The following is a 24,405-nucleotide window of genomic DNA, read 5'->3' as shown; positions in this document are numbered from 1 at the left end:
TTGCAAGAGTCACATGTAAGTAGGGGAGGAGAATACAATAAAAATAAAACAATAAAAATTATGTCTAAAGCTCTTCATATGTATGAAAGAAAAACTTGTATAATTAAGAGAATGAATTTACGATAGATGAGAAAACTAAGATTATTAATAATTAATAAAAAAATAAAACGGAGTATAATAAATATATAAACAGATTACGGATAATAATATAGCAATTGCGGGAGGGATAATTATGAACAAGTATTTATTAGATACTAATGTTGTAATAGGACTCTGGAAACAGTATCCTTCGATTATTAATAAACTCATAGAAGATGAGAAAATAATAATTTTAAAAGAAGTGAGTGAAGAGCTTGTTGTCAAGGAAAGGAAACAATACAAAGGTCAACAAGTACTATCAGAAAGATTCTGTAAATTGCTATTTTCAATTATAGAAATAAATAAGAGTAATCTCGAAGAATTTTCATCAAAATTAAATATAAAGTACTCTAAAAGTGGTAATATATATTTAAATAGTATAAATAAATTATCACAGAATGATTTGTTACTTTTATATGGGTGTCATTCAGATGATAATCTTATATTAGTAACAGAAGATAAATATTTATATAATGCTGCAAATCAAATATTAGGTGAGGATAAAGTTATGACATTAAATATGATGATAGAAGAGCAATATAGTGAGGTAAATTAAGTTGGACAATTTGAATAATGATAAGGAACTATTAGATTTAATAGAAAACAAAAGAATGAGCGCGATATATTTCACAGGAGAAGCTTGCTGGGCGTGTGAAGTCATTAAAACTAAGATTGAAGATATTTTAAAAAGATTTCCTGAAATTAAGAGTGGAGAAGTAAATGCAGAAAAGCATTTAGATTTAGCAGCAAAATATAATGTATTTTCTGTGCCAATATTTCTACTTTATATAGAAGGCAAGGAAAGCATAAGAGTTGGAAGAAATTTAGATTTACTAGAATTAGAAGCAAGTGTAAAGAGATATTATGAAATGATATTCTAATTTAAAGGCGAATACAACTTTCTATAGATTATTACAGTATAAAAAAACTGCTTTGGATATTAATTTTATAGCAGTTTTTTGCAGTGAATGTAGAATAAAATATAATTTGACTAGTAAAAGGAGGTGGGGATATGTTAGAAAAAGCTATACGTATAGCAGCAAAAGCTCATGAAGGTCAGGTGGATAAAGGTGGTAAACCATATATTCTTCATCCTCTTAGATTAATGCTTTCAAGGACAAGTCAAGAAGAAATGATATGTGCAGTGCTTCATGATGTAATAGAAGATACTGATATTACAATAGATTATTTAAAAAATGAAGGCTTTTCAGAAGAAATACTATCTGCACTGGATGCTTTAACAAGACGGCATAATGAAACATACGATGGGTTTATAGAAAGAATAATTACTAATAGTTTAGCATGTGAGATAAAACTAGCTGATTTAAAAGACAATATGAATCTATCAAGAATCGAAAATCCTTCTCAAAAAGATCATGAAAGAATAAAAAAATATAATAAAGCTGCAGATAAAATACTTAATGCATTAGAATTTTATAGATAGGAGTAATATAGAGGAGATGAAGAACAGTTTTTCTTTTGATATGGAAAATATTATAGATAATATGAAAGTTTCAGGAGCATTTTTATTTTAATTGTTATATTAAATGGAACATTCTTAATTAATATTGATAAATAAGTAATTTTATTGTATCCTATTATATAAAAATTAAACTAGTACTTTAGTAGTGGGGGAAAGCTTTATGATAATAAGAGAAATACAGGAAAGAGATAATGAACAAGTAGAATCTTTAATAAGAACTTGTTTGATAGAATTTGGGGCTAATAAACCAGGTTGTGCCTGGTCTGATCCTAACTTAGGATGTTTTTACCAAGTCTATAGAGGTGAAAAATCTAAATATTGGGTAGTTGAAGAAAACGGCAAGATAGTAGCAGGCTGTGGGATAGGGCCATTGTTAGGAACTGAAGATGTATGTGAATTACAAAAAATGTATTCTTTAAAAGAAGCAAGAGGCTCAGGTATCGCAAAGAAATTGCTGGATCTTTCTTTAGAATTTGCGAGAGAACATTATAAAAAATGTTATTTAGAAACTTTTGATAATATGGAGGCGGCTAAGAGATTTTACGAAAAGAATGGATTTCTTAGATTAGAAAAACCTTTAGTTGAAACTGAACATTACGCTTGTGATGTGTGGTACATAAAGGAATTATAAATTTTATTGAAGTTTAAGAGATATAAATAGTATAAGATAATAAACTAATACAATATACAATAGTTTAGATGTATATTTATTAGTTTATTTTTATGCCTATAGATAACTCAACTATAATCTATACTTATGCGTATACCTTACCGAAATCATAAATATTTTGATTCCGAAAAGCTATGAAAATATCGCTGAAGGTTCTAAGCAGCAGGTTGTATCCATTTTAGCATGTTCCAACTTTCCTAGGGAAGCTCGACTCATTACATTCGCTGAGGAAGTTCGAGAACCCAAAATGAAATTTTGGACTCTCACTTCACAAGCTAAAATGGAACAACCTACAGCTAAGAACCTTTAACAGCTCATTTTCAAATGTTTTCTCCATATTATGACCCTTGTGGTTACAAATATATTTATGATTTCTAGTGAAGATATGAACTCAAGGTTTTAGCAACTTTGTAAATCTGTTCATCAAGTAAGTTGAATTGTTATTGTTTATCGCTAAAGTAGATGTTCAAAATTACCACAAATAAAAAATTTAAATATGTAAATTATAAGAAGTGTTGAGAATTATAATTCTAAAATGGATTATAAAAGGAGGGTGAGAAATTGAAGAATAGAATAAAATATTTCTTATTTTTATTAAGTGGTCTTTTTGTTATGTTTATATGCGTGAAAAACGTAAGTGCTATTCCGATATCATCTAATGAAACAACTAGTGAAAATCATGATCTGGATAAAAAAGTTTCGCATGATATGAAGAAGGTAATTTATCTGACTTTTGATGATGGTCCTAGCTATAAAGTTACAGATCGTGTTCTAGACATTTTGAAGGAAAAGGATGTTAAAGGAACTTTTTTTCTAATAGGAAGCCAGATTGAGGGAAGAGAAGAAGTTGTAAAAAGAATTTATGATGAAGGAAACAGTATAGGCCTTCATACTTATACTCATAAATTTAATAAAATTTATTGTAGTGAAGATAAATTTATACAAGAAATGCTTGCATGCCGTATTCAGATAAATAATGTTATTGGAATTTCACCTAATATAATAAGGTTTCCAGGTGGAAGCAGTAAGCATTTAAATAATAGATGTTTAAAGAAATTACATGATAATAATTTTAAAGTATATGACTGGAATATGGATAATACAGATGGATTAAATCCAAAGCTTTCTCCATATAGTTTATATAGGAAGGCAACAAAGGGAAGCGAGAAATTATCAAAAGTAATATTGCTTTTACATTGTACGGATATGAATAATAATACTTGTGAAGCGTTGCCGGAAATAATAGAATACTATAAATCGCAAGGATATGAATTTAAGACAATTACAGAAGATACACAAGAGTTATATTTTCCTATATCAAGAAGAACATTCACATTCTTTGAGGGTATGTAAGGAGCAGATATAAAAAATATTCTTTATTAACTCTATATAATTCATTTTTTGGTAATATGATGTTTACAAAAGGTTAATAACTTTGACAAACTACTGACAAAAATAAGTATTAATATAGTTATTAGAAAGGGTGTTTATATCATGGAAAAAGAAATTGAGGATCTAGAAATTAGAGATGATAAAGAATTAGAAATTAGAAATAAAGTTACAAAAAGGGATAAGAAGATATTGCAAAAAGCAATAAGTGGAATAAAGGGATGGAGTTTTAATCCAATAGCTGTAGTAAGTAATGGAATAGAAGAGTATTATTTTATTTGTAAAGTAAAAACAATAATAGAAAATTTGCAAATGACTATGGCAAGGATATATATTAAAGTTCAAGATGGAAATAAGCCTAGATTGCTAGCAATAGAAGAAATAGTATAAAAGTTTTGCGACAAGTAAAATTGTTGCATAGGAATGGTTTTTAAAATAAAAAAATGTTAATAATTAAATTGTTAAACCTTTTTTCATAATTTATCAAAAGCAGCAATTAGGAATTGTCCAATTGCTGCTTATATTTATTTTCTTAGAAATAATTATAAAGAAAGATATTCATATAGATAAACAATATATAGCTTAGTCTTATGAAACAATCTACCGAAAGGAGAAACATTGTTATTTCACAGGGATATGAAAATTTCGCTGAAAGGGCTAAATTACAGAGTGCACTACTAGTGATTGCTCTCAATTTCGTTGTGAGAAGTATTAATTCATATATTAGTTGATAAAAAATATCAATTAATATTGATTATTCTATGATAATGTGCTAATATATAAACATACAAAAGATATTCAAATCCCCTTTACCTTAACCCCTCATAATTAATAGATAAAAAAATGCAGTCATATGATGGCTGCATTTTATTTTGCAATTTAAAACAGCGATATTAAGTTTTATTATTATTTTATTATTTTCAACTCATCTTGCAACTGTTTTTGCATGTCCTGCATATAGTCATCTATATTTTTATTTTTCGCAGAACTCCAAAATATATTTATTCCTATAAAGATTAAAAATATTAGACTTAATATAATCATAAACTACACCTCACTTATTTAAAGTATTAACAAAAAAACATAATTGTATTACGACTATTTTCAACAATTAGAATAAAAATAAAAAAAATGTCTATATAAGATTCTATCAATAAATAATTTAATAAAACTTAACATATTAAGTAAATGTGGAATAAAATGATTTATTAAGATCAGAGTGGATAAAGTGAAAAAATTGACCAATAAAGTATATTTTATTATAATTTATAGTAACAGTATAAAAACAGATGAAATATTTATGAAGAGGAGAAGAACGGTATGAGATTAGTTATATTAAATGAAAAAGCAATGGACAAAGAGTTAGCGGTTCCTATTTATACGCAATCAGGAATGATATATTTAAATAAAGGTGCAAAAATTAATGAAAGAAATATTGAACAAATAAAGAAAATAGGTATAAATACAATCTATATAGATGATGGTATAAATGATGTTACTTTACAAGAAATATATGACGCACCATTAAGGCTAAAGGCAATCAAAGAGTTAAAGAATGTATTTGATGAATGCAAAAGGAAAAAATATGTCCCTGAACAACCAGTGATAAAAATAGTTGAAGAAATAATTGAAAATATAAATATTTCAGAAAATGCCTATTTATATAACAACTTAGCTAAAAATGATAAAGATCTTGAATTATGTACTCATTCGCTGAATGTAGCATTATTATCAATAATAATTGGTTACAAGAAAAAATATAGTCAGGACAAAATTTTAAAACTAGGGATTGGAGCTATATTACATGATATTGGTAAAATAGTTTCTGATGGAGATGATCATACTATTGAAGGGTATAAATTGGTAAAAAATAATAATTATTTTTCAGCAACATTATGTACTTGCATACGTTCACATCATGAAAATGAAGATGGCAGTGGTTATCCTGAAAAATTAAAAGGGGACAAGATATATGAATTTGCAAAGATTGTGTCTATTTGTAATGAATATATTAATATATTAGAGTCTGATGATTCTATTTTACCACACCATGCAATTGAAGTATTAGCAGCAATGGGCCAGCAAAGGTTCAGTAACGATATATATAAGGATTTTGTAGGATCAATTTATTGTTACCCTAATGGTTTAACTGTAAAGTTGAGTAATGGGTTAGAAGCTATGGTTATTAAACAAAATATAAATATGCCAACAAGACCTATAGTTGCATTTAAAGAAAATGATAATATAAAATATATTGATTTAGTTAATAACCTTACTATATTCATTGAAGAAGTAGTATATTAGATTAGACATTTTAGTTAGCCACGAGATTGTGGTTAACTATTTTTTTATTCTTTAGGAATTTATATTCCAATAAAATCTGTGGATAACTTTATAGTAGTATATTTTACTAAGGTTAATTACTATAAAAGAATAAAAAAGTAAATCATATTCGCCTGCATAAAATGTTCTTATATGCAGAATAGTTCAGTATTGTAGCATAGCTACTCTTTTTATAGGTGCATAGCTGCCATTTCTGATGTGCAGATTTTTCTCACATGCGTTCGAAAAGGCAGATGCGTGAAAAAATCTACACATATGAAAAGAGTGCGAAGCACAATACGGAACTTAAACACAGTCGCCTGCGATTTTTTTATTAAAATTTGAAAGAAAAAATGATGAATGAAGAATACTTATGATTATGGCCTATTGTTAGTGACATATATTAAAGCTTCTTCATATTATGTAGAGTAGAATAACAAATTTTATTGTATATACAATTGATATAGGAATCATAATTTAATATTCTCTTGATAAAAATTTGGGTTACTCTACAATTAATTTTATTTTTGGAATTTCATCATTAAATATACGATGCTTCTAGATCGGAAAAGACACAGATAAAAAATTGTACGTTTTATTAAAAATGTTTGCGTAAGGAATTGACTTAATTCATGACAAATATAAATATCGATAAGCGTATTTTATGAGAGAGGGTATATGGCATGCTAGCAAATGATTTAGAGATTAGGAATACAATTACAGCAAAGGATAAGAGAATATTAAGAAAAGCATTAAATGAAATAGTTGGATGGGAATTTGTTCCTGTATTTGTGATAATAAATCATAAAGGCGATTATTATTTTATATGTAAAGTAAAAGCGAATAATAGGCAAATGAAGATGGCCAAAATATATATTAAAACTAAAAATGATGGAAGCATAAATTTACTAACTATTGAAGAAATATTATAAGATATATTATAGAAAATTAATTATTTTAGGATATGAGAAAATACTTCATACCCTAAAATTTTAGTACCCAAATTTATATACTCAAATTGTATTATAGATATAGAAGGAGGTGGTAAATATGGGGAATATAATTAAGATAATTATGTATTCGGAGATTAAGAAGAATAATAATAGTAAAATTAAACTAAGAGTTTTAGAAGAAAATATCTTAAAATATAACTATTGGTTAAAAGTAACGCACAGAGAGGATAAAATTGAAAATTATGAAGAATTTTTACGAGCTCGATAATTACTAAGAGGTAGATTAGATTTTAAGTTTAATCTGTCTCTTTTGTTTTTAATAAAGCAGAATCTTTATTTTTTTGTAATATTATATTAAGAAAAGCTTTATATAATTGATTAATAACTGACAAAAACCGGTAATAATATAGTTACAGGAGAAGGTGTTTGTTTATATGTTAAAAGAAAATAGAAAAATGGAAATCAGAAGTGAAATTTCTATAGAAGAAAAAGTAATGCTAAATGATGCGTTAGATGGCATAAATGGATTCAAATTTGATCCTATCACAGTAATTACTAATGGTGTCGAGGACTATTACTTTATATGCAAAGTAAAGGTAATAATAAAAAGTTTGAGAATGAAGATAGCAAAAGTACATGTTAGAGTTTCTAATAACAATCCTCAATTATTAAGGATTGAAGGCATAGAATAAATTTATTTTAATTTTTATGAGACCTATGTAATTATATACAGATATAATTCTAAAGTATTTTATTTATTTATTTTTGAACTAGATAAAAAGTGAATATAATATAATTTTAAAAATAACAAATAATTATTATTAAATAGTATGGAATATTTTATAATAATGTGGTAATATATATTTGAAGAGAAAAAGTAATAAATAATATTTAAGGAAGGGGAGTTATTATGGGTAACTTAATGAAAATCAATATATACGCTGAAAAAAAGAAAAAGAATGGAAAAGTGATAAAAATAAACAAGTTAGAAGAGACTATTTTAACTTATAATAACTGGCTAAAGAAGAATAATAGAGAGGATAGAATAGAGAGCTATGAGGAATTTTTACAAGCTCAATAATATTTATTATTAGAGGTAAATTAAATTGTATGATTTAATTTACCTCTATTTTTTTGAATTTTAAGAATATTAATCAATAAAAGTTATTAATTAATATGGACTATTTTTAAATAATATGCTATTATATAAATACACAATATATTCAAATCCTAAATAACTCTCTCTCAAGTTTAACCATTGGATGCAGTCACTATTTGACTGCATCTTTATTTTATTAGTCTTAATTTATATTACATTTTTGAAAGAGTTGTGACACATTTTGTCAAAATTTATGTTATGAAAAATAGTTACTAATTTAAGATATTGTGATATTATAAAGGTGATTTGATAAAAGATTCTTCATTTTATAAAGGTGGCATTGTCATGGACAATGCCACCTTTTTTATTTCGATTTAATTTTAAGAATTAGAATATTATGATGTATTTGCGATTATTTAAAAAGATTTTTTATATGGAAATTTTAATTTTAATGATCCAGTGTTAAAAAATGGTGATGACTAACTTATATAAAACTTTATAGAAATTAAATCTACTTGAAATGATGGATTTACTATAGGAAAGCAATAAAAATATGGTACGTTACTAAGTAATCACACAAATATACGAGCAAACATAAAATATTATATATATTTTAATAACGGAGGAGGAGCTTACGGTGAGATACAATTGTAATAATAACGGGAGATGCAGCTGTGGTTACAAAAATAACCAAAATGATAAAAATGAGGATAACTGTAACTATGTAGATATTAGCTATAGAATAAAGAATCATAATCATGAATATTTATCAAGTACAGATTATGCAAAAGATGATGAATGTGTGAGACATAATCATCGGATTGCCGGCATGACTGGTCCTGCAATAGAATGTGGTAATTCACACGTTCATAAAATAGAAGGACGTACAGATACTTTTTGTGATCACTACCATGATCTTTGTGATACAACAGGTCCGGCTATTTATCTTCCAGACGGAAAGCATATTCATTTAGTAAAGGGTAAAACAGCTTGTGCAGATGGACATTATCATGATTATTATTTTACTACTTTAGTTGAAGATCCTACAAACGTTCCTAAAGATAAAGATTGCTAGATTTAAACACCAATAAAAGAAGCTTACCATTAAATAACTTCTAAAATATATATTATAGATGTTTGATTATCACACTTTATGCATAATAGAGTGTGATTTAAATTTCGTCTTATATATTTTAGTACAGTATTTCATCTATGATGTACATATTTGCGAGATTAAGTATGATATAATGAAATTGAAATAGTAATAATAACATTATATAAACTTATTGAAATTATATCTCTAAATAAAGTGAAATATATAAATAAGTCTATATTAGAATATGATAAATGACTCTTAAGGACGTAAGAAGATTGGAGCTAGTAAATGAAAATAAACGTTTTTTTACCCAAATATATGGAAGACTTTAAATGCATAAACTCAAGTTGCATTGATACTTGTTGTGCGGGATGGGATATAAATATAGATGAGGATACTTATAATAATTACACTAATAGTACTGGTGAATTTAAAGAATTATTGGAAGGAAAGTTTTTTGTGAATGAAGCTGAACACGATTTTTTTAATAATGGTTTCATGGCACTAAAAGATGGTAATAGATGTCCTTTTTTAAATTGTAATATGCTTTGTGATATACATGGTGGTTTTGGAGAAAAGAATCTTTGTATAACTTGCAAAAGTTATCCTAGAGTATTTAATATTGTTGATAATATTTATGAAAAGAGTGGATTACCTTCTTGCATAGAAATATGTACAAAAGCGTTCTTAAATAAAGAAAAAATGGAGTTTATAGAGAGCGAAGAAGAAATAAATGAGAATGATATTGAGATAAAAAGAATTATAGATAGTGAAGCCTTTGAAGGGACGGAAAGCCTTTTTCAATATTTTTGGGATATAAGAGTAATATCTATAAATATTATTCAATCGAGAGAATATTCAATAGAGGAACGGTTAAATATTCTTAAGAGTTTTTATGGAAAAATTCAGAGTCTATATAAACTAAATGATTTTGATGGAATAGAGAAGTTATTAGATGATTTTAATAATGAGTACATAGATTATGAGTCGTTAAAAGGAATGAATTTCAAAGAAAATAATGATTTTTATATAGATATTGCTGAGGCTGATCTGTTTGAAAATATAAGAGGGATTAGGCTTAAGCAATGTGTTAATGAATATAAAGATGGGATTTTTAATAAAAGTGATTTACGCACGTATCTAGAAGAAAATCCTAGATATTTTAATGAGATAGATGACTATTCATACATTCTAGAAAATTACTTAGTAAATCAGATTTTTAAAGACTTGATTCCTTTTAATAAAGGAGAAGAGTTTTTGGAAAGTATTAAAGTTCTTATTAATACTTATAAAATAATAAAAGCTTATATAATAGGAATTGCTATGAATTCCAAAGAAAAGATAAATGAACAGCAGATTATAAGAGTTATTCAATCTCTAAGCAAAGACATAGAGCACAATAAGGTGTTTAAGGAATTGTTGGAAAGGTATAATTAGAAGTTAATTTAGAGGAATATAATAGAGATAGTATTATTAATTAAAAAATACTATCTCTATTTTTAAGTGTGGTTGAGTAATAATGCTTTCCTTTAGAATTATTGACAGGGTAGTAAATAAATATACATATCTTTTGAGATTATTATATAAAAATTTTACATATTAAATATACATGCTGTAATGATAAATTCGCATCCAAAATCATAGTAAGCTAAGAACTCAATTAAAGCGAACCATGCGGAAATTTAATCGCAACACATATTATAGTTACTATAAATAAATTTAAAATAAAAAATAGAGATAGTATTAGTGAATTCTAAAATACTATCTCTATTTTAAATTTAGGTCGGGTTATTATGTTTTCAATAATATTATTAACAAAGTACAGAAAAATATACGTTTTTCAAATAACTTTTATAGTTTTATTATTCAGGTTAAAGTTGAGATGAGTTGGAATATTTCTTTAGTAATTAATAGCAAATATTATAAATCAGCATAATATAATACTAAGTGATTGTTAATTTTAACAAAGTTCTAGTAAAAAAATGTTATCAGATTTTTAATAGCATAGTAGATAAATTAAAAGCTATATAAATAGAGCTTCTATAAATCAAACAATTTTATGGAAATTACAAAGGAGAGAAAAAAATGGATTACAAAGATAATAAAGAAGAATACAGTTATTATTTTGAAAATGAGCTTGACTTTGATTTTGATGACCTAGAGGATGAGTTTGATTTCTTTGGAAAAGAAGAATGCGAATTTGAAGAAAAAGACGATTATGAATATGATAAAAAAGAAGATTATGGATATGATAAAAAAGAAGACTATGGATATGACAAAAAAGAAGAGTATGAATTCGCAGAAAAAGAAGATTGGGATTTAGGCGGAAAAGAAGAGTGCGACTTTGATAAAGATGAAGATTATATCCCAAAGATGATGGAAAAAGTTTTCAAAGAAGGTTTTGAAAAAGGAAAGTATGAAGGTTATAAAAAAGGCTGTAGAGATGGTTATGAAAGAGCAAAACGTGAACTCATAGAGTATATGAAAAAGAATAAATGCTGCTTCAAATGTCGTAAATCTCATCACAAACATCACTGCTGTAAAAAACACTAATATCAAGCCAAGGATTATTATATAAAATAATAGTTTGTTTATTAAGAGGGGTTATACAAAATGCTCCTCTTTGTATGTTTAATAAGGCAAATTTCATTGAATTATTCGATACATAAGTTATTTTTAGTTCACTTAAATTAAATGTATATGCTTACCTTAATTTAAATTAAATGTTATAATAAAGATTATTTATTATAACTTTACATTAGATATTAGCTTTAAATGGTAAAGTGTTTTGAAAGGAATTAATTTAAGATGGAAAATAATTTTAATATATTATCTAATATAGTGAAAAAAAGTACACCAGAAGACTTATGTTTTTTAATATTCAAGGGAAGTTTATTAGTTAAGAGAAATGGAGACGTATTAAGCATTCCTGTTTTTGATGAAATTATGAAATTAGGAGCTAAATATGAAAAAGAGTTCCTTCTTGGAAAAATTGAAGATAAGTTTTGCTTTGCAATAGAAGTTTCTTCAGAAATTAAATTGGAAAATAATTTTGAGCTGATATCATTATATGAAATTGGACCGCTATTAGAAGAAGAATTATTTTTAGTAGCAGGAAGGGCTAACCAAATATTAAATTGGGATAGAACACATAGATTTTGCGGAAAATGTGGATCTAGAACAGAAGATAAAATTGATGAAATGGCCAAAGTTTGTCCGAGCTGCAATAATGTAATGTATCCTGTAATATGTCCTGCTATAATAGTTGCTGTTATAAAAGGAGATAAAATTCTTCTTGCTCATAATGGAGGATTTAAAAATGATATGTATAGTTTGATTGCAGGATTTGTAGAGGCTGGAGAAAATTTAGAGAGTACAGTTAAAAGAGAAGTTTTTGAAGAAGTTGGAATAAAGGTTAAGAATATTAAATATTATAAAAGCTCTCCTTGGTCATTCCCTAATTCATTAATGGTTGGATTTTTTGCAGAGTATGAATCAGGAGAAATAAAGGTCGATGGAAAAGAAATAGTTGATGCACAGTGGTTCTCAAAAGAAAACTTCCCTAATATACCTAAAAAGTTTACGTTGGCAAGAAAATTAATAGATGAATTTATCGAAAAAGTTAAGTAATGAATTAGAACATATCTATAAAAGCTGGTATTTTATAAAATACCAGCTTTTATAGATAATCCAACTAAGACCTGAACTTATGCATATAACTCGCCGAAATGAATAATATACTTTTGTTCCAGTTTCTAGGTAATTCTGATGGGTGATTCTAAGGCTATAAAGTTGCACCCAAAGTGCTAGCCTCAAAGAACAAGCTGTGAACTAGCACATTTGGAATAGTTCAAAGGAAACTCGACTCACTTCGTTCACTGAGTAATTTCAATTGACCAAATCATAGATTTGGAATTTCAATTAAGAATCACATCCATCAAAATTACCAATGAAACATTCCACAAAAATATATTACCCATTTCTAGTTGGGATATATTTCATAGTATAAATCTAACTTATAATTGGCTTATCTATAACTTATACATAGCTATGATTTATACTATGAAATAAATACTATGCTAGAAAGCAGAAACATTTTTATGCAGCAGGCATTGAAAATAAGCTGTTAAAAGCTCTTGATTGTAGGTTGTTCCACTAATGCTTGTCACAATGAAAATGGGAGCAAGCATTAGTGATGCAACCTGCAATTTAGCACTTTCAGCGAAATTTTCATAGTCCTGCGAAATAACAATGTTTCTACTTTCGGTGGATTATCTATATGCTAATCAGAGATTATGTAATTTAAAAACTTTTATTAAGAATAGTTGAAGTATTTTTTGAAACAATAGTTATATGGAGCAAATACTCAATTTATTTAAGTCGAAAATTTTAAAATATAATACACTATAGAAAGAAGATGATTTAAATGATACATGAGCTAAAAATAACGCCTAATAACTATAAAGTGATAAGAGATGGAAGTAAAACTTTTGAATTAGTAAAATACAATAGGGATTTTAGTGTTAGAGACATTCTTGTATTTCAAGAATATGAAGACTCGAGCGGATATACTGGAAGAAAAATTATTAAAGAGATTTCATATGTTTCTAATAAAGGCGAAGATGGATTAAGTGAAGATTTTTGTATACTTGGGTTAAAAAATACATTATGTGTAGAATTAAAAAATATAGATTCTGATGAAATAACTTTAATGAATCAGTTGAGAAAAGTTGAAAAGGAAAATAATGAGTTTGAGACTGCAGTGGTGAAAAATCATGTAAATAGAGCAGTAGAAGAATTCTGGGATAAAGTACAATCTTCATTGGGGGCATTAGAGAAGATTGGAATAAAGGCTGATATCGTAATTCAGGATTATCCAAAGCACTTAGAGAAAATTAGAAGTGAATTACCTGATAAAGTATAAAAAATATAGCAAATTACATAAATATAGTTCTATAAAATATTTAACAAAATGCTTTTTTGAATTAATATTAATACTCTATTTGCAATAGATTTTTAAAGTAATTTTATATTTTTGTACAGGCTGGTATGTGTGGAGGTTATTGGATATATTAGAAATAAAGATTTTCGAAAATGGTTATATATATTGAAATTCACAATGCACATTTAACAATTCATAATTACGGTTAAAATTCTTGTAATATTTTTAGAACTAAGATGAAAAATTATTTTTGCAATATATTAATTTGAAATAAAGGATTCGGAAAATGTGATTCTGAGTCCTTTTTGTTGTTTGTATTTCTTTTTATATAATATTTGAACTAGTAGGTTATGAACTATATGAGCTATCAATTAGAATTTATTTTCAACTGATAATAATAAGTACTTGATATATTTCTAGATATATTAACATATATGGAACAATAACATACTATAGAAGTATAAAATATATTACCAATTGATAATTAATAAGCAAACTATTATTAAAATAATTGATGAAGTAGGATGTAGAATAAGATTTTTTAGAAGTAATATAAAGAAAAAATAATGTATTAGTCATCTAGAGTTGAATTTATCAACAAATTTATTATAGTTACTTAAATTTTATTAATTAAAAGTAGGTGTAATTTTGGAGAAAAACAATTTTAAAGAAATAAAAAGAGTGCTTTGGATTATTATGCTTGCAAATATAATAATAGCTTTTATAAAAATAGTAATTGGTACTTTTGCAAATAGTTCAAGTATAGTGGCGGATGGATTTCATTCAATAACAGATGGATCATCTAATATCATTGGACTTATTGGGGTAGGAATAGCAGCCAAGCCTATTGACGAGGGGCATCCTTATGGGCATAAGAAGTATGAAACACTTACAGGATTATTTATTGTTGGAATGTTAGTTTTTATAGGTGGAAAGATTATAATCGATGGAATTAATAAATTTATGCATCCAGTTAGACCAGAAATTACAACGATCAGTCTAATTGTAATGCTTGTTACACTATGCATTAATATATTTATTACGAAGTATGAATATAAGAGGGGGTTAGAGTTAAAGAGTACAATTCTAATTTCTGATTCAATGCATACAAAAAGTGATGTATTTGTAACCATTGGTGTAATTATAGCTATTAGCGCAATAAAATTAGGAGTATCGCCACTTATAGATAGTTTTGCTTCTGTTGTAGTTGCTATCTTTATATTTCATTCTGCCTATGAAATATTCAGAGCTGCTAGCGATATTTTAGTTGATAGTATTGCAGTAGAAGCTGGGACAATAAAAAAAATTACAATGTCCCAGAAAAGTGTAAAAGGTGTTCATAAAATAAGAAGTCGTGGAACTATTGAAGATATGCATATAGATATGCATGTTTTAGCAGATTCAAAGATGAGTCTTGAAGAGTCTCATAAGTTAACTCATGAAATTCAAGATGCGTTAAGAAAGGAATTTAATAATAATGCTGATGTAATTGTTCATTTAGAGCCATATAGAGAAAATATGAATAATAGAGCAACTTAATATATAACATATATTGCTGATTATAAATCATAATTGTAACAAAAGAGAAAACAATATAAGTTTTATATTTTATAACAAAGTAATAACTCCTTTGATTTTAAGACAATCAAAGGAGTTATTGCTGTATTAAAGAGGGGAAATTTTAATGTTATATGGTCCTAGTAGAGAATATATATTGAAAAAATTCTAGCTATAATTGTGAATTGTGCATTGTGAATTGCAACATATATGCTAAATCGATATGTGAAATATAATGTTGTTATTTGGTAATCAATAATAAATTGAAAAATAGTTAAAAAAATATCAATATGTAATAACCAATATGTGGTTATTTTCATAAAATATAAGTATAATTAGATAATAAATATTTTGATTTAATTTTATATTTTTAATTTTCTTGAAAAATATGGGAAAAATAGAGAAATGTTAGCGATATCAATACATTAACAATAAAAAATAGATTTTTGAATAATAATGTATTAAAAAATAATTCTGAATTGTCAGAAAATTAGATTGACAAAAAATAGACAAGCTATTAAAATAAAGGTAAGAGGAATTGATAAAAAAATAACAAAGGCTATTATATTTTTCAGGAGATGATATTTATGGTAAAAATAATTAATTCTAAAGAGGCAGCAGATTTGGTAAAAGACAATAACGTTTTGGCAACATCAGGTTTCGCATTACTAGGAGTTCCAGAATCATTAATCAAAAGTTTGGAAGAAAGATTTTTAGAAGAAAATAGCCCAAGAAATCTAACATTAATGTTTGCGGCAGCATCAGGTGATAGAGGAAGTAAAGGATTAAATCACTTAGCACATGAAGGGCTAACAGGTAGAGTTATAGGAGGACACTTTGGCTTAGCACCTAAGATAGGCGCATTAATTAGAGATAATAAAACATATGCATATAATTTACCGCAAGGAGTTATGTGTCATATGTTTAGAGATAAAGCAAGTAATAAGACTGGCACTATAACTAAAGTTGGATTAAATACTTTTGTAGATCCTAGAGTAGAGGGAGGAAAAGCAAATTCAATAACTAAGGATGATATAGTACAAGTAATAGATATATTAGGTGAAGAAAATTTAATATATAAATGTCCAAAGATAGATATTGCTTTTATTAGAGGAACATATGCAGATGAAAAAGGAAATATTACAATGGACCACGAAGCTACTTATTCTGAGGCTGCATGTATAGCTCAAGCTGTTAAAAATTGTGGAGGAACTGTGGTAGTTCAGGTTGAGAAGATTGTTAAATTTGGAACATTGGATCCAAGAGCTGTGAAGATACCTAGAATATATGTTGACTATATAGTTGAGGCAGAAGATAAAGAAGATCAAGCTCAAATATTAGGATACAATTATGACCCTTCATTAACTGGAGAGGCAAATATGGTAGTCGATGGATTAGCACCTTTAAAATTAGATGAAAGAAAAATTATCGGAAGAAGAGCTGCAATGGAATTAGTAAAAGGACAAGTTGTGAATATCGGGATTGGAATGCCAGAAGCAATTTCAAATGTTGCTAATGAAGAAGGAATATGTGATTACTTTACGTTAACCGTAGAACCAGGAGCTATAGGCGGGATTCCTCAAGGCGGCAATAAATTTGGAGCATCAATAAACCCAGAATGTATGTATGATCAACCAACACAATTTGATTTCTACGATGGAGGCGGATTGGATATAGCATTCTTAGGTCTTGCAGAAGTAGACAAGCAGGGAAATATAAATGTAAGTAAATTTGGACCAAAGGTGCCAGGCTGTGGTGGATTTATTAACATTACTCAAAGTTCGAAGAAAGTAGTCTTCTGTGGAACTTTTACAGCTAAAGGATTGGACATAAAAATAGAAGATGGGAAATTAAAAATTATAAATGATGGATCAAATAAAAAATTTGTAGACTCTGTTCAGCAGATTACTTTTAGTGGAAATCGTGCAACGAAGTTAAAACAACCTGTTATGTATATAACAGAAAGAGCTGTATTTGAGTTAAAAGAAGATGGATTACATTTAACTGAAATTGCACCTGGAGTAAATCTTGAAAAAGATATATTAGCTGCAATGGATTTTGCGCCAATAGTAGATAAAGATCTTAAATTGATGGATGCTAGAATATTTGAAGATAAAGTAATGGGATTAAATTAAGTGAGCGTTATGGTGAAGGAGAGTGTAAGTATGTTAGAAAATTTAAAAATTAAACTTATAAAAATTGTAAAAGATGCAGAAAAATATAACTTATGCATAGAAAAAATCGGAAGTTTTAGTATTAAAGACGAAAGTTCTGGTTATGTAATTATAACACCTTCAAAAATTAAAATAGAAGATTTACGCCAGGAGCATGTTTGTGTTGTAGACCTAAATGGAAATAAAGTTGAAACAATGGACGGAGTTGAACCAAATAGTGATATGCAAATGCATCTTGATATATATAAGGCTCGAAAAGATATAAAAGCTTTTATGCATATTCACCCAGTTTATGCGACTACTTTTGCGGTAGCTAATAAAGTAATTCCCCCAGTAACTTATGATGCTGCAAATTATGGCGGTTATATATATTTAGCGAATTATGAAAAAGAAAAAACTAATGATCCAGCAAAAGATTTGTTAGAAAGATTAAGCACAAGTGATGCTTGCTTATTAGAAAGTAATGGTGTAATTGTTGTTAGTAAAGATATAGAAGATGTACTATCTAAAGGAAGATATGTTGAAAAAGTAGCTGAAGTTTATTATAGAGCATTAACTTTAAATCAATTTAAAGAACCTAAAAGATTTACAAGGGAAGAATTGATGGCGTATCTTATAGGTCAATAAAAATTTATAACAACCTTATTATAGAGTGCCGAGCTTATGTCTCTTATCGTTTTATAGTAGTGATAAGAGATATAAGTTCGGCATTTTTTAATAAATTTCTTCATTTATTACTAATATTATTCTTATATTTGCTTAAAATAATGATGGATATTATAGATTTAAATTTATTTAGAAACATAGATTAAAAATAATGCAGCAATTTTTTGTTGGATTTTCGTCGTTAATTTATGAATTTCTTCCTTATATTAGGACTTTGCATAATATTATGTTAAAAAGTATTGTTTTTTTAAGAGAAAAATTAAAAAATATATAAATTATTAATGTGTTAATGTCTTGCCTAATATTATAAAAATATGATAATATATTAATTGGTTTGTTGTACTTTTAAAATTTCTAGATAAATATTTAATATGTTATATAGAGGTATATAGTTATTAAGAGATTTTTGACGAATGGATTAAGTAAATAGGAGGACCTATATGAATATTTTTAAGAAAAAATCGTTAGATAAAATGTTGGAAGGGGCACAAAAGACAGCTTTAAAGAAAAATCTTAAAGCCAAAGACATAGCTGCCTTCGGTATTGGAGCAGTAGTAGGGGTAGGTATTTTTGTTGCGACAGGAACAGGCGCACATTTGGCTGGACCAGCTGTAATTATTTCATTTATTTTAGCAGGTATAGTAGCTGGACTTTGTGCATTGTGTTATTGTGAACTTTCAACTATGTTTCCAGTTGCGGGAAGTACATATTCTTATTCATACATAGTATTTGGTGAAATAGTAGCTATGATAATTGGATGGTGCCTTACTGCAGAATATTTAGTTGCATGTAGTGCGGTTGCATCAGGTTGGTCAGGAACCTTTATTGGAATATTAAAATCAGTAGGTGTAACACTTCCACAAGCTTTGATAACGTCACCAAGTAAAGGCGGAATAGTTGATCTACCAGCAGTATTAATAATTGCAGTGATAACCTACATATTATATTATGGTATGAAGGAGAGCGCTAGAGTTAACAATTTAATTGTTGGAATAAAAATAGCTATAATTCTTATATTTATAGTTCTTGGAGTATCACACATAAATCCATCTAACTATCAACCTTTTGTACCATTTGGATTTAAGGGGATTTTTGCAGCAACAGCTACTATCTTCTTCTCATTTATAGGATTTGATGCAATATCTACAGCAGCAGAAGAAGCTGAAAATCCTAAAAAGGATATACCACTTGGACTTATAATTTGTTTAATAGCAGTTACTTTGCTTTATGTTTCCGTTGCAGTTGTTCTTACTGGAATGGTACCTTATAATGAAATAATTTCAGAAAATGCAGTGCCTGGAGCCCTAGCTAGAGTTGGTATAAACTGGGGAGCAGCGTTAGTTGGAACTGGAGCTATACTTGGAATGGTTTCTACTATGATGGTTGTACTTTATGGCCAAGTTAGAGTATTCATGGTTATGTCAAGAGATGGACTTTTACCAAAATTATTTTCAAAAGTACATCCAACACATAAAACTCCACACATTTCAACTATAATAACTGGAACTATAGCAGCAATAATAGCAGGATTTTTACCATTAGATATTATTGTAGAATTTTTAAGTACAGGAACATTATTAAGTTTCATTTCTGTATCTCTTGCAGTTATAGTGCTTAGAAAAACTATGCCAGATTTCAAAAGAATCTTTAAAACTCCAGGAGTACCATTTACTCCATTGATATCAATAATATGCTGTATAGTTTTATTATGCGGATTAAAATTAATAACTTGGATTGGATTCTTAGTATGGCTTGCTATAGGTTTAATAGTGTATTTTGTTTACGGAAGAAAGCATAGTGCACTTCAAAATGAAAGCAATCAAGAAAATTCAGACAAGGCTGTATAATTTATAATACATTAAAAAGTAGTAATCGTAGATTGCTACTTTTTTTATGAATTTTAGTACAAGGTATTGAAAGTTTTTTCTAATTATAATTTATGATGCTACTTTTGTTAATATTTTTATAGGTTATAATTCATCATAATGGTTAATATATTACTGCCAAGCAAAATTTATATTAATTTAAGGGAGGTAGATATATATGTCTTCAAACAATAGTGGAAGAAACAGAACATTAATACCAGAAGCAAAACAAGGGTTAAACAGATTAAAAACTGAGGTTGCTTCAGAAATTGGATTACAAGACTATGAAAATCAAGATAAAGGAAACCTTTCTTCAAGACAAAACGGAAGCGTTGGCGGTTTCATGGTTAAACACATGATTGAAAGCTACGAACAAGGTTTAAAGTAATTAAGAACTAAGAACGTAGAAAAAAGTTTTCTTTAAAAAACTGTAAATCTCAATTTGCGGTTAAGTAAGGCTGGTAGAACATTTTAGATTAAATGTTCTACTGGCTTTTTTATTTTTTAGGAATTTATATTTTAATAAAGTCCGTGGATAACTTAAAAAAGTTGATTGACTAGTTTTTGTATCAAAAAAATAAAAAAGAAATCTTATTCGCCTGCCAAATTTTTCTCACATACGTTCGAAAAGGCAGATGCGTGAAAAAATCTCCGGCTCCACAGTCGCCTGCGATTTTGTTCTTCTCTAGAAATTTATATTCATGCTAAATTTGTAGATAGTTTGCCACTTATGAATATAAATTATAAAAAACTGATTCAAAAGTCTATGCTTTGAGAGAGAATAAAAAAGAAAATATATTAGCTTGCATAAAATGTTCTTATATGCAGAATAGCTGCCATTTCGGATGTGCAGATTTTTTACGTGGACTTAAAAGATAGATGCTAAAAAATCTTAAGATTAACAGCTGATTATAATTTTTCTGATGAAAATAATAACAAAATTCTTGACATTTAATAGTAAAGAAGTTATTATAAAAATATGGATAAACGATTACAAAATATTAGGATTGTTACTGACTAGATCAGGCGAAACCTTAATTAATGAGAAGAGATATTGCTTAGTCTCTTTTGATTAATTGGGGTTTTTATATTCTAATTTATCATAAACTTTGATTGGGGGATAGGAATGATAATAAAAAAGATATTTAATAATAATGCTATTTTAGCCAAAGACTTAAGTAAGCAAGAGATTGTTATTATGGGGCGTGGAGTTGGCTTTAAGAAAAGTGTAGGAGATCAAGTAGATGAAAATCTAATCGAAAAAACTTTTATACTAAAACAAAAAGATGCCTCAGAGAAATTTAAATTATTATTAGAAGATATTCCTACTGAACATGTATCACTATGTTATGATATTATTGAATACGCCAAGAATATGCTAAGTGTTGAACTAAATGATTATATATATATTACTTTAACTGATCATATTAGTTATGCATTAAAATTATTTGATGAAGGATTAAATCGTCCAAATGCATTAATCTGGGAGATTAAAAAGTTTTATCCTAAAGAATTTGAAATTGGATTAAAAGCATTAGATCTAATCCAGAGTGAAACTAATAAAAAATTACCAGAAGATGAAGCAGGAAACATAGCTCTTCATTTAATAAATGCCCAGACTAATAATTCGAGTAATAAAGTCGAAGACATTGCTCATCAAACAAAAATGATACAGGATATATTAAATATAATTAAGTACACTTACAATATTGCACTTAATGAAAAATCTCTTAACTATGAAAGGTTTGTTACACATTTAAGATTCTTTTTTCAACGATTAAGTAAAAACGAAAAGATGGAAAAGGAAGAGGATGATTTTTTATTAAAGCAAGTTAAAACTAAATATAAAAAAGCATATGAGTGTATGCTTAAAATACAGAAGTATTTAGAAAAAGAATTATCTGATGAAGAGCAATTATACCTAACGATACACATCCAGCGTGTGACTCAAAGATAAATTAAAATAATAAAAGTATTGGATTGTTACTGGTAAAGCAGGCGAGACCAAATATGGATAGAAAAGATATATCTATCCATATCTGGTCTCGTTTTTTTATAAAGATATATGAAAAGGAGAATTATTATGAAATATGAACAATTAGCAAAAGACATAATTAAGAATGTCGGTGGTAAAGAAAACGTTAATAGCTTAACGCACTGTATTACTCGCTTACGTTTTAAACTGAAAGACGAAAGTAAAGCAAATACTGAGGTATTAAAAAATATGGATGGAGTCGTTACTGTTGTAAAGAGCGGAGGACAATATCAAGTGGTTATTGGCAATCATGTTCCAGATGTTTTTGAAGATGTTGTTGCTATTGGTGGTTTTAAAACTGGAGCATCAGAAGATGTGTCAGAAGAAAAACTGAGTCCATTTAACAAATTTATAGATACTGTATCAGGTGTATTTACTCCGATTTTAGGAGTACTAGCTGCAACAGGTATGATTAAAGGATTTAATGCATTATTCATAGCGTTGCATATACTTAACACTACTGATGGAACTTATCAAATTTTAAATGCAACTGGAGATTGTTTATTTAACTTCTTCCCAATTTTCTTAGGCTATACAGCAGCTAATAAGTTTAAAGTGAATAAATTTATTGGTATGGCAATAGGTGCAGCGTTAGTTTATCCATCATTAGCAGGATTGACAGCACCACCAGCTCAGCCTTTATATACCTTGTTTGCTGGTTCAATAATTGAATCACCAGTTTATATAACTTTTTTGGGAATTCCAGTTATATTAATGAGTTATACATCAAGTGTTATACCAATTATTTTAGCTACATATGTAGGTGGCAAAATTGAAAATGGATTTAAAAAGGTAATTCCTGATGTAGTTAAAACATTCTTGGTTCCATTTGGTACATTACTAGTTATTGTTCCTTTAACATTTATAGTTATCGGGCCTATTGCAACTTGGGCAGGTAAATTACTTGGTGCGTTAACACTATCAATTTATAACTTAAGCCCAGTTATTGCAGGATTATTTATGGGTGCTTTCTGGCAAGTATTTGTTATCTTTGGATTACATTGGGGTTTCATTCCTATAGCAATAAATAATTTAACAGTATTACATCAAGATCCAATTCTCGGACTTATATTTGCAGCTTCATTTGCTCAAACAGGTGTAGTTGGAGCTATTTTACTTAAAACAAAGAATAGTAAATTAAAGGGATTATGTATACCAGCATTTATTTCAGGAATTTTTGGTGTTACAGAACCAGCTATTTATGGTATTACATTACCACGTAAGAAACCATTTATTTTGAGTTGTATAGGAGGTTCGCTAGGTGGCGCAATATTGGGACTTATGGGTTCTAATGTATATATTATGGGAGGCCTAGGTATTTTTGGAATACCAGGTTATATTGGTCCAAATGGAATGGATAGGGGCTTCTATGGTTCAATAATTGCTATGATAGCAGGTTTCTTGATTGGATTTATATTAATGTTATTTACAAAACTAGAAGATAATACGGATTCCGGTAAAAGTAAGAACGATTTAAACACAGTACAGCCTTTAGTTAGACAAGAAATTTTAGTAAGTCCATTAAAAGGTGAAGTTAAACCTTTATTAGAAGTAAAAGACGAAGCATTTTCAAAAGGTGCACTAGGAAAAGGTATTGCAATAGAGCCAAAGGAAGGTAAAATTATTGCACCTGTAGATGGAGTTTTGACAACATTTTTCCCAACAGGTCATGCACTAGGAATCACAAGTGCTAACGGTGCGGAAATATTAATTCATGTGGGCATGGATACTGTACAGCTGGAAGGAAAATACTTTTACCCTAAAGCAAAGCAAGGAGATACAGTAAAAGCAGGACAGGTACTACTAGAGTTTGATATTAATGCTATAGAGAAAGAAGGGTATTCTTTAATAACGCCAGTAGTAATTACTAATTCAGATAGTTATTTAGATGTTATTGAAACTGATAGAAAAATTATTGATTATAAAGAAGAACTACTAACAGTAATGATATAAGATATTGGAGAATAATTTAAAATATGCTGGGGATTAGTCTATAATAAATGTAATGCCCAGTAT

General features: G+C 27.8%; 24 protein-coding genes. 23 read left to right on the top strand and 1 reads right to left on the bottom strand.

Going from position 1 to position 24,405, the window contains the following annotated elements:
* The first annotated feature begins 232 nt into the window (after positions 1–232).
* The 6 genes from PZA12_RS16905 to PZA12_RS16880 all read left to right on the top strand — a co-directional run bounded on the left by PZA12_RS16905 (position 233) and on the right by PZA12_RS16880 (position 4,070).
* Positions 233–694 carry a hypothetical protein gene (locus PZA12_RS16905; protein WP_078117476.1) on the top strand — a complete coding sequence of 154 codons (462 nt, stop codon included), beginning with the start codon at positions 233–235 and terminating at the stop codon, positions 692–694.
* 1 nt (position 695) lies between these two features.
* Positions 696–1,019: a thioredoxin family protein gene (locus PZA12_RS16900; protein WP_078117477.1), complete on the top strand. Its 324-nt coding sequence runs from the start codon at positions 696–698 to the stop codon at positions 1,017–1,019.
* Positions 1,020–1,150: 131 nt separating this feature from the next.
* The gene (locus PZA12_RS16895) at positions 1,151–1,582 is read left to right on the top strand and encodes an HD domain-containing protein (RefSeq protein WP_078117478.1); all 432 of its coding nucleotides are present in this window, start codon (positions 1,151–1,153) and stop codon (positions 1,580–1,582) included.
* A 199-nt stretch (positions 1,583–1,781) separates the two neighbouring features.
* Positions 1,782–2,252 (top strand): GNAT family N-acetyltransferase, encoded by a 471-nt coding sequence (locus PZA12_RS16890; protein WP_077839639.1) that lies wholly within the window; start codon positions 1,782–1,784, stop codon positions 2,250–2,252.
* A gap of 600 nt (positions 2,253–2,852) precedes the next feature.
* Complete coding sequence (locus PZA12_RS16885; protein WP_078117479.1) at positions 2,853–3,644, top strand: polysaccharide deacetylase family protein; 792 nt, start codon at positions 2,853–2,855, stop codon at positions 3,642–3,644.
* 141 nt (positions 3,645–3,785) lie between these two features.
* Complete coding sequence (locus PZA12_RS16880; protein WP_012059467.1) at positions 3,786–4,070, top strand: hypothetical protein; 285 nt, start codon at positions 3,786–3,788, stop codon at positions 4,068–4,070.
* Between the two features lie 516 nt (positions 4,071–4,586).
* Here the strand turns inward: PZA12_RS16880 and PZA12_RS16875 are convergent.
* Positions 4,587–4,724, bottom strand: a complete 138-nt coding sequence (locus tag PZA12_RS16875; protein ID WP_161223461.1) for a hypothetical protein — start codon at positions 4,722–4,724, stop codon at positions 4,587–4,589.
* Between the two features lie 276 nt (positions 4,725–5,000).
* On the opposite strand from PZA12_RS16875, the gene PZA12_RS16870 reads away from it, so the two are divergent.
* The 17 genes from PZA12_RS16870 (at position 5,001) to PZA12_RS16790 (ending at position 24,342) form a co-directional block, all read left to right on the top strand.
* Entirely contained in the window at positions 5,001–5,984 is a 984-nt protein-coding gene (locus tag PZA12_RS16870; protein WP_078117480.1) for an HD-GYP domain-containing protein, read from the top strand.
* A 701-nt stretch (positions 5,985–6,685) separates the two neighbouring features.
* Positions 6,686–6,934, top strand: coding sequence for a hypothetical protein (locus PZA12_RS16865; protein ID WP_078117481.1), 249 nt, complete (start codon positions 6,686–6,688; stop codon positions 6,932–6,934).
* A gap of 118 nt (positions 6,935–7,052) precedes the next feature.
* Positions 7,053–7,223 (top strand): hypothetical protein, encoded by a 171-nt coding sequence (locus PZA12_RS16860; protein WP_171983670.1) that lies wholly within the window; start codon positions 7,053–7,055, stop codon positions 7,221–7,223.
* A 166-nt stretch (positions 7,224–7,389) separates the two neighbouring features.
* Positions 7,390–7,647, top strand: a complete 258-nt coding sequence (locus tag PZA12_RS16855) for a hypothetical protein (RefSeq protein ID WP_012059465.1) — start codon at positions 7,390–7,392, stop codon at positions 7,645–7,647.
* 218 nt (positions 7,648–7,865) lie between these two features.
* Positions 7,866–8,036 (top strand): hypothetical protein, encoded by a 171-nt coding sequence (locus PZA12_RS16850; protein ID WP_168983469.1) that lies wholly within the window; start codon positions 7,866–7,868, stop codon positions 8,034–8,036.
* Positions 8,037–8,691: 655 nt separating this feature from the next.
* Positions 8,692–9,129: a YmaF family protein gene (locus PZA12_RS16845; protein WP_012059464.1), complete on the top strand. Its 438-nt coding sequence runs from the start codon at positions 8,692–8,694 to the stop codon at positions 9,127–9,129.
* A 309-nt stretch (positions 9,130–9,438) separates the two neighbouring features.
* Positions 9,439–10,587, top strand: coding sequence for a flagellin lysine-N-methylase (fliB, locus tag PZA12_RS16840; protein ID WP_103698744.1), 1,149 nt, complete (start codon positions 9,439–9,441; stop codon positions 10,585–10,587).
* Between the two features lie 648 nt (positions 10,588–11,235).
* Positions 11,236–11,703, top strand: coding sequence for a hypothetical protein (locus tag PZA12_RS16835; RefSeq protein ID WP_078117483.1), 468 nt, complete (start codon positions 11,236–11,238; stop codon positions 11,701–11,703).
* Between the two features lie 255 nt (positions 11,704–11,958).
* Entirely contained in the window at positions 11,959–12,780 is an 822-nt protein-coding gene (nudC, locus tag PZA12_RS16830) for an NAD(+) diphosphatase (RefSeq protein ID WP_078117484.1), read from the top strand.
* A 796-nt stretch (positions 12,781–13,576) separates the two neighbouring features.
* Positions 13,577–14,074 (top strand): DUF3850 domain-containing protein, encoded by a 498-nt coding sequence (locus PZA12_RS16825; protein ID WP_078117485.1) that lies wholly within the window; start codon positions 13,577–13,579, stop codon positions 14,072–14,074.
* Between the two features lie 666 nt (positions 14,075–14,740).
* Positions 14,741–15,631 (top strand): cation diffusion facilitator family transporter, encoded by an 891-nt coding sequence (locus PZA12_RS16820; RefSeq protein ID WP_078117486.1) that lies wholly within the window; start codon positions 14,741–14,743, stop codon positions 15,629–15,631.
* Between the two features lie 605 nt (positions 15,632–16,236).
* The gene (locus PZA12_RS16815; protein WP_078117487.1) at positions 16,237–17,784 is read left to right on the top strand and encodes an acyl CoA:acetate/3-ketoacid CoA transferase; all 1,548 of its coding nucleotides are present in this window, start codon (positions 16,237–16,239) and stop codon (positions 17,782–17,784) included.
* A gap of 30 nt (positions 17,785–17,814) precedes the next feature.
* On the top strand, positions 17,815–18,450 hold the full coding sequence (locus tag PZA12_RS16810; protein WP_078117488.1) for a class II aldolase/adducin family protein: 636 nt from the start codon (positions 17,815–17,817) through the stop codon (positions 18,448–18,450).
* 479 nt (positions 18,451–18,929) lie between these two features.
* Positions 18,930–20,336, top strand: a complete 1,407-nt coding sequence (locus PZA12_RS16805; RefSeq protein ID WP_078117489.1) for an amino acid permease — start codon at positions 18,930–18,932, stop codon at positions 20,334–20,336.
* Positions 20,337–20,532: 196 nt separating this feature from the next.
* On the top strand, positions 20,533–20,742 hold the full coding sequence (locus PZA12_RS16800) for an alpha/beta-type small acid-soluble spore protein (protein ID WP_077840750.1): 210 nt from the start codon (positions 20,533–20,535) through the stop codon (positions 20,740–20,742).
* 738 nt (positions 20,743–21,480) lie between these two features.
* A complete protein-coding gene (licT, locus tag PZA12_RS16795; RefSeq protein WP_078117490.1) occupies positions 21,481–22,311 on the top strand; it encodes a BglG family transcription antiterminator LicT in 831 nt (276 codons plus the stop codon).
* A gap of 126 nt (positions 22,312–22,437) precedes the next feature.
* Complete coding sequence (locus tag PZA12_RS16790) at positions 22,438–24,342, top strand: beta-glucoside-specific PTS transporter subunit IIABC (protein WP_078117491.1); 1,905 nt, start codon at positions 22,438–22,440, stop codon at positions 24,340–24,342.
* Positions 24,343–24,405: the final 63 nt, after the last annotated feature.

Source organism: Clostridium beijerinckii, assembly GCF_036699995.1.
GTDB lineage: Bacteria > Bacillota > Clostridia > Clostridiales > Clostridiaceae > Clostridium > Clostridium helianthi.
Note: the sequence above shows the minus strand (reverse complement) of the source record. Positions and strands in the feature narration are given on the sequence as shown.